Consider the following 6,622-nt stretch of genomic DNA (forward strand, 5'->3'; position numbering starts at 1 on the left):
TTGTTTTTCGGCGCTGGATTTCTGGCCGTCTTCCTGATCGCCACGGCCCAGACACGCGTGTTACGACGCTGGCCTTCTTGGCCGGTGCTTATCAATGGCGTGCTTCTGGCTGGATTCATCATCTTTTATGTTCAGGCCATGAACCTGACCTCCATGGCCAACGCCATCATGCTCGTTTATTTGGCGCCAGTGGCGGCCTCGATCCATGCCCATTTCTGGATGGGAGAACGAGTTGATTTTGTTGGCTGGACCCTTATCGGTACGGCCCTGCTTGGTTTCGCGGCCATGATGAAATTTCGACTGGATTTCACTAGCCACGGCAATCATGCAAGCGGTCTGGGCTTCGCCGTGTTGGCCATGTGCTGTTATGCTGGTTTTATTCTGGTCAACCGCATGATCCACTCGCAAATTCCAGTCATGACCCGAGCTTTCTACCAACTTTTGACCGGTGCGATCGTGATGCTGCCGTTTTTTTGGACAGCCCGGACACCCATTTCCATGACCAATGGCCTGTGGCTCCTCTGCACGGGATTTCTACCTGGATTCTTGGCCATTACCTTCGCAGTCTACGCCCTGAGTCGTCTACCCGCCGCCGTTTTTGGCACCCTCGCCTATTTCGAGCCTCTGGCCGTGGTTATTTTTGGGTGGACGCTCTTCAACGAACGGCTCTCGCTTCTCCAAATAGCTGGCTGCGCCATGATCATGATCAGTGGCTGCGCCAGGATGCTGAGAACCTCTCGATACTCCACATCCTAAAAAGGGACAGCGTCAACGCAACGCAGCTTCCTGGACAGAGTAGCGCTCCTGCGCTTCCATTTATCTTCCCAAGTCTGACAAGATAATTTTTACATATCTTTTCAACTTGTTACATTTTTCATATCCCGCTCAAACATGGCATCACCATTGCTATTCCGTTTATACAAACGGCAATACAGCCATTCACCCTCTTGCTGTGTCCGTCAGGACCGACAATGGAGACCCTGCATGAAAATCGGATTGATCCGCTGTGAAAAAAACGAAACCAAATGTCCGCTGACCTCCTGTTTCAAGGCCTTGTCCTCCAAGCAAGAGGGCTTTTCGGGATACGATTCCACGGAACTCATTGGAGTCTTCACCTGCCGTTGCCCCGGTGACAACGTGACAAACCTAGCCAAAATCCTCAAAAGCAAGGGAGCGGAGCGCGTTCATATGTGCACATGCATGTTCGCGCACAAAGAAAAGGATGGTTGGGCATTGGGCCAGGGTTTTTGTCCGGACGTGGATCGGATCGTCCAGCAGGCCGCGCACGAAGCAGGAATCCCCTGCGTCAAGGGCTCCGCGCACCTGCCGGCCGGATATGTTCCGGAAGTATTTGAATAACAAGGCAAGGAGGTTTTCGCCGCATGGGCGATGAATTCGACCGCATTATTCAGGTCATGCAGGACAGTATTAATGAAGACACCAGGGCAACCTGGGGCGAGACCGCTTTTCAACGCTGGTGCTCGCCGCCCAACATGGGAATGCTGCCCGAGGCTGACAGCAGGGCTGAGTTGCGTGGATCTTGCGGTGATACAATGGTTATTTACCTTAAATTCGCCAATGGGAAAACCTCCGCGGCCACCTTTGAAACCGATGGATGCGGACCAAGTATTGTCTGTGGCTCCATCGCAGCGGAGCTGGCCCTGGGTAAAACGGCCGAAGAAATTTTGGACATCAATGGGGATCAGGTTTTGGCCCAGGCGGGACAAATACCCGAAGACCATCACCACTGCGCCTTTCTCGCGGCCGCGACGCTCCATGAAGCGGTAAATCGCTTTATGAAAATGATGACATCCACGAATCATCTTTCAAAAAACCAATGACATTTCCGCGCAATGCGGAAAAGGAGGGCACAATGCCAGCTGGTAACGGAACAGGGCCCATGGGCATGGGTCCCATGACAGGACGCGGGGCGGGATTCTGCTCCGGAGCGGGGACTCCGGGCTACGCCAACGGTGGCGGGTTTGGATACGGTGGAGGTTACGGGGGAGGCTTTGGCCGGCGCAATCGCTTTTTCGCGGCGGCACCGCGCGGACGCTTTGTGCGCCCCATGGCCATGGATCCCATCAACGAAAAACAAGCACTACAAAATCAGGCAGATGCTTTACAAGCGCAGCTTGAGAATATCAAAAAGCGCCTGGAAGACATCGGTTAACAGCGCCCGAATCGCTTAAAAGGCCGCCTCTCGATATGGGAGGCGGCCTTTTAAAATCCAGAACTGATGCACGCGAGGTGCTCCGCAAGGTCGAACGCAAAATAAAAATGCCACTGGAAGAAAATGTCCTGCAATGGGAACGGGCCCGATTGGTCAATATGGACGAAAACATGGCAGCCATAAAACCGTCGGGACGATCCATAGAACGCCACCCGACATTGTGCGAACATAAAGGCCCACCGCCGGCGCTGGCGGACACGTAGAACCGATGCCTAAAAATGTTTGCGGTTCAAGATATAAACCAAACGCATGGTCACAACCTGAACAGCCACGGCCACGGCGGAAATCATCCAGTATCCGGCCGAAAACTTGGCAATCAGGCCGGCGTCGACCATCCCTCGATTCAACCAAAAATGGATCATCACGGACAGCGCCACGCCAGGGCACACCAAGGCGTAGGAACCCACCGAAGCCTCTTTCCCAAAAATAAATCGAGCAGCGTATCCCAAGCGTTTCAACACGAGCCCGGTAAGGAGCGCGAACAGCACCTGGGCCGAAAGATATCGCGACAAAAGCATCAGTCTGCCCGCTCCACCACTGGCCAGGGCGAAATGCTCGTCAAGTCCGTGGCTCTGTCTCAAGGCCAAAATACCGATGATCGTCAGCAGCGGAACAAACACGGACAGTGTTGGCGCGGTTTCGATGCTGGCACCGTTTTCCAGCAAGGCGCGAACCCCCAGCACCAAGGCCAAGCCAGCAATAATCAGAGTCGCCACCAAAAAAAATGTCGACAACACCAGGCCCACGCCAGCCACCAGCGGCGTCGCGGACAATCCGGCCGGCGCGGCCAGGCCGACCCCGATCATGGCCAGGGCAAAGGCGGGCAGGGCTTGGGCAAAGGAATTATTGGACGCGCAACTGAATCCGCCAGCCGTCAGCACCCGGCCAAGAAAAGCGCCCAGCATCCGAAACGCCACCGCGCCAATGATCAGAAAGGCGACCAGAGCCAGCGGAAAGAGAAATTCAACCACGCTCCACAATCCAGGCACAAAGACCATGCCCAGAATAAAGCAGACATTGACGCTCATGGCCCAGGCCAGCGGCAAGGCCATGAGCTGGGTCTGGGCGTTGGACGCGCACAGCCGCGTGTACGCCTCGGTCTGGCGCCAGGACAAATACCTCGACATGTTCCAGACGAGGTATTTCACATTGAGAAAAGCATAGAAGGCGATACCCGCCACGGCCACGCCGATCATGACCCGCTCCATGCCTCCTCCAGTGGAAAACGCGGCGATGATGTCCTCGAAAACCGGCACGGACCGGCCAGGGTGCCGGACCCAATGCATGAGCCACATGAAAAACGACACGGCCAAGCCCCCCGCGCCAAGGGATGTCAGGAAATAGAGCGGGGAATACGTTTCGGATGGCCGAGAAAGCGATGTCCGCATGAAATGCCTCCCGTGATGATATGAATGGTCACATCGACATGCCCGCGCCACGGGCTTGTCGTCGAAACTAAAAAAAAGGCGCCCGAAAAACGGACGCCGGAGGGGAAGATTATTCCGATAACGTCTAATCGAAAGCTTTGTCCACGGACCACGCTTCCCAAACCTTGCCAACCAAGCCGGGGCCAGGGTTCAGGACGGGCTTTCCGGGCTTCCACCCTGAAGGCGTGGCCTGCGAGCCCTTGCTTTCGCGCACGAGCTGGAAGGCCTGGATCTGGCGCAGGGTTTCCATGATATTGCGGCCCACGGGAGGCGCGACCACTTCAAAAGCCTGCACGACTCCATCGGGATCGATCAGAAAACGTCCGCGCACGTCCACGCCGGCGGCTTCGTCATAAACACCGTACATCTTGCCCACGTTTCCGCCGCCATCCGACATCATCGGGAAAGGCACCGTCTTGGCCGTGATCATTTTGGACAACTCGTCATCGACCCACATCTTGTGCACGAACATGCTGTCCGTGCTCATCGACAGGACCTGGACTCCCAACTTGGCGAAGTCAGCGTTCTTCTCGGCGACCGCCGAGATTTCCGTCGCTCAGACAAAGGTGAAATCACCTGGATAAAAGCATAAGACAACCCATTTGCCCAAATAATCTGACAATTTGATCGAAGTGAAAGATCCATTGAAATATGCCGGAGCCGAAAAATCAGGCGCCTTTTTGCCAACTTGAATCATGGGCCGTTCTCCTTTGGTTACGGGTACGGGTTGGGGTGTTTCTTCGACCACCTCTTCGACTTCTGCCGTGGGGCGGGTACAACCCACCGCCATTTCTTCTGCCATGCGTACCTCCTTATATATAGTAACAGTATTCCCTATCAACAATACCGCTATTAGCTAATTCTATAAAAAAAAGCAAAGAATATTTACAAAAGCTATACATCATCACATCCCAATCCGACCTTTTCGGGAAATCCCAAACAGGCTTATCCGTGGCCAAAGCCCCGGGGAACGTTATCCGGGCTCGCGGCGGATCATGGCCCCAACACAATCCACCACATCATCTTCAGATTCGATCCCGGGGTTTGGCGTCAGGAAGCGGGGCCCCGCATTTTTCACACCGAACCCGGCCTTTTTCGTTCGACCCGACGGGTTGACGATGCCCGCAACTCGGGCAGACGCGGACCTGGCTGATCAACCGACGGAGCATTTCAACAAGAAACATGGCTTCCTCCAAAGACGCGACAAGAACCCGAGCATTGCAAATATAAATCTCCCCCAGCGACGAGGCGAGCCATCCCGCCGATCCGGAACGAATCGGGCACCCCGTCAATATATGAACGTCATTTCGCCAGCCTGCAATGCGAACACCGTGCGCTAACGCGGCCAAGGGACGATAACGCACCCGGCCCGACCGCGTCGAGGGCTATCCCTCCATGCTTGTCCCCGTTTCCATTGGATTTTCGACTTGCAATTCCCCGGATGGAAAGCCAAGGTTCCCCCTCATCGATTCCAAGGATGCCCGCCATGAAAACTCTGTCGTCCCTCGCTCTCCAAGCCCTGGTTTTTTCCCTGGTTTCCGCCTGCTTCAGTACCATCTACCTGGTTCAGCCCGTGCTGCCCGTGCTGCAGGCCGAATTCGGGGTATCCATCGCCCGCGCGGCCCAGACCGTGTCCATGGTTATCCTGGGCGTGGCCTTTTCCACCCTGATCTTCGGACGTCTGGCCGACATGTACCCGGTCAAGCCACTCATCCTCATGGGCGGCGCCGTTGTCTCCGGCGCGGGTCTGGCCTGCGCCCTGGTTCGGGACATCAACGTCCTGATCGCGCTGCGTCTGGCCCAGGGGCTGTTCATCCCTGCCCTGACCACCTGCATCGCGACCTATCTGGCCCGCAACCTGCCCGTGCACCGGCTGAACGTCGTCATGGGGTCCTATGTCTCGGCCACGGTCGTCGGGGGATTGGGCGGTCGGCTCCTGGGAGGCTGGATTCATCCCCCCCTGCACTGGCGCTATGCCTTTGTCACGGCCTCGATTCTGGTTCTGGCCACATCCCTGGCCGCTGTTTGCCTGCTCCCGCCAGAACCCCGCCCCACCGAAAAACAGGCCCACGGGCCAGGATACCTCCAACTCATGCGCCGTCCCGATTTGATCCGAATTTTTTTGGTCGGCTTTGCGTCCCTGTTCATCTTCGGGTCAACGTTCAACTATCTGCCCTACTACCTGAGCCAGCCGCCGTTTTCGGCCAGCACCCAGACCATCACCCTTCTTTACCTGACCTACATCGCGGGGGTCATCATCGCGCCCCTGTCCGGAAAATTCAGCAACCGTTTCGGCAACGGCACGACCATGGTCCTGGGCAGCCTGATCCTGGGCGCGGCCCTGATCATGAGCCACATCCCGCGCCTGGGCTGCGTCGCCGTCAGCCTGGCCCTGGCCTGCACCGGCTTCTTCGCGGTGCACGCCTCGGCCGTGGGCAACATGAACCGCCGCCTCTCGGCCAGCCGGGGCCGGGCCAACTCGTTGTATATTCTTTGGTATTACGTGGGAGGGTCAATCGGGATCACGATCACCGGGCACTTCTTCAAGCTGTTCGGCTGGAGTGGCGTCACGGGCGCTGGCCTGGGCATGGTCCTGGCCCTGCTCGCGATCGGAGTGCATGAACTGCGAAATGGCGCTCAGGCCAAACCCACGGAAGCCAGATAGGCTTTGAAGCGCTTTGCCTCGCCGTGAAACGGGTTCAGTTCCAGGCAAGAATCCAGAACCCGCTCCGCCTCGCCGAAACGTTCGCCATGGAACAAGGCCCGGGCCAGATTAAAAAACAGATTTTCGTCCGTCGCGCAGAGCTCGATGGCCCGTGAATAGTAGCGGATGGATTCCGAGATCATATTTCGTTTGCGCAGTTCGATGCCGAATTCGTTGAAGAGATGCTTGTATTCGGGGCGCGCGAACCCATCCAGGGCCATGAGCTCCTCGAATACCGCCTGGGCCTTGTCTGGCTGA

Annotated in this window: 7 protein-coding genes; 5 read left to right on the forward strand and 2 right to left on the reverse strand. The window is 56.7% G+C overall.

Going from position 1 to position 6,622, the window contains the following annotated elements:
* From EOL86_11100 to EOL86_11115, 4 genes are all read left to right on the forward strand, one after another.
* A partial coding sequence (locus tag EOL86_11100; GenBank protein NCD26121.1) for a DMT family transporter occupies nucleotides 1-756 on the forward strand: 756 nt, incomplete at its 5' end.
* Nucleotides 757-984: 228 nt separating this feature from the next.
* A complete protein-coding gene (locus tag EOL86_11105; GenBank protein ID NCD26122.1) occupies nucleotides 985-1,359 on the forward strand; it encodes a CGGC domain-containing protein in 375 nt (124 codons plus the stop codon).
* A 23-nt stretch (nucleotides 1,360-1,382) separates the two neighbouring features.
* Nucleotides 1,383-1,841: an iron-sulfur cluster assembly scaffold protein gene (locus EOL86_11110; protein NCD26123.1), complete on the forward strand. Its 459-nt coding sequence runs from the start codon at nucleotides 1,383-1,385 to the stop codon at nucleotides 1,839-1,841.
* A gap of 32 nt (nucleotides 1,842-1,873) precedes the next feature.
* Entirely contained in the window at nucleotides 1,874-2,173 is a 300-nt protein-coding gene (locus EOL86_11115) for a hypothetical protein (protein NCD26124.1), read from the forward strand.
* Nucleotides 2,174-2,445: 272 nt separating this feature from the next.
* Here the strand turns inward: EOL86_11115 and EOL86_11120 are convergent, their stop codons facing one another.
* Nucleotides 2,446-3,621 carry a hypothetical protein gene (locus EOL86_11120; GenBank protein ID NCD26125.1) on the reverse strand — a complete coding sequence of 392 codons (1,176 nt, stop codon included), beginning with the start codon at nucleotides 3,619-3,621 and terminating at the stop codon, nucleotides 2,446-2,448.
* Between the two features lie 124 nt (nucleotides 3,622-3,745).
* Complete coding sequence (locus tag EOL86_11125; GenBank protein NCD26126.1) at nucleotides 3,746-4,462, reverse strand: peroxiredoxin; 717 nt, start codon at nucleotides 4,460-4,462, stop codon at nucleotides 3,746-3,748.
* A 684-nt stretch (nucleotides 4,463-5,146) separates the two neighbouring features.
* Here EOL86_11125 and EOL86_11130 point away from each other — a divergent pair.
* Nucleotides 5,147-6,325: an MFS transporter gene (locus EOL86_11130; protein ID NCD26127.1), complete on the forward strand. Its 1,179-nt coding sequence runs from the start codon at nucleotides 5,147-5,149 to the stop codon at nucleotides 6,323-6,325.
* Nucleotides 6,326-6,622 lie beyond the last annotated feature (297 nt).

Source organism: Deltaproteobacteria bacterium, assembly GCA_009930495.1.
In the GTDB taxonomy this organism is placed as follows: domain Bacteria; phylum Desulfobacterota; class Desulfovibrionia; order Desulfovibrionales; family Desulfomicrobiaceae; genus Desulfomicrobium.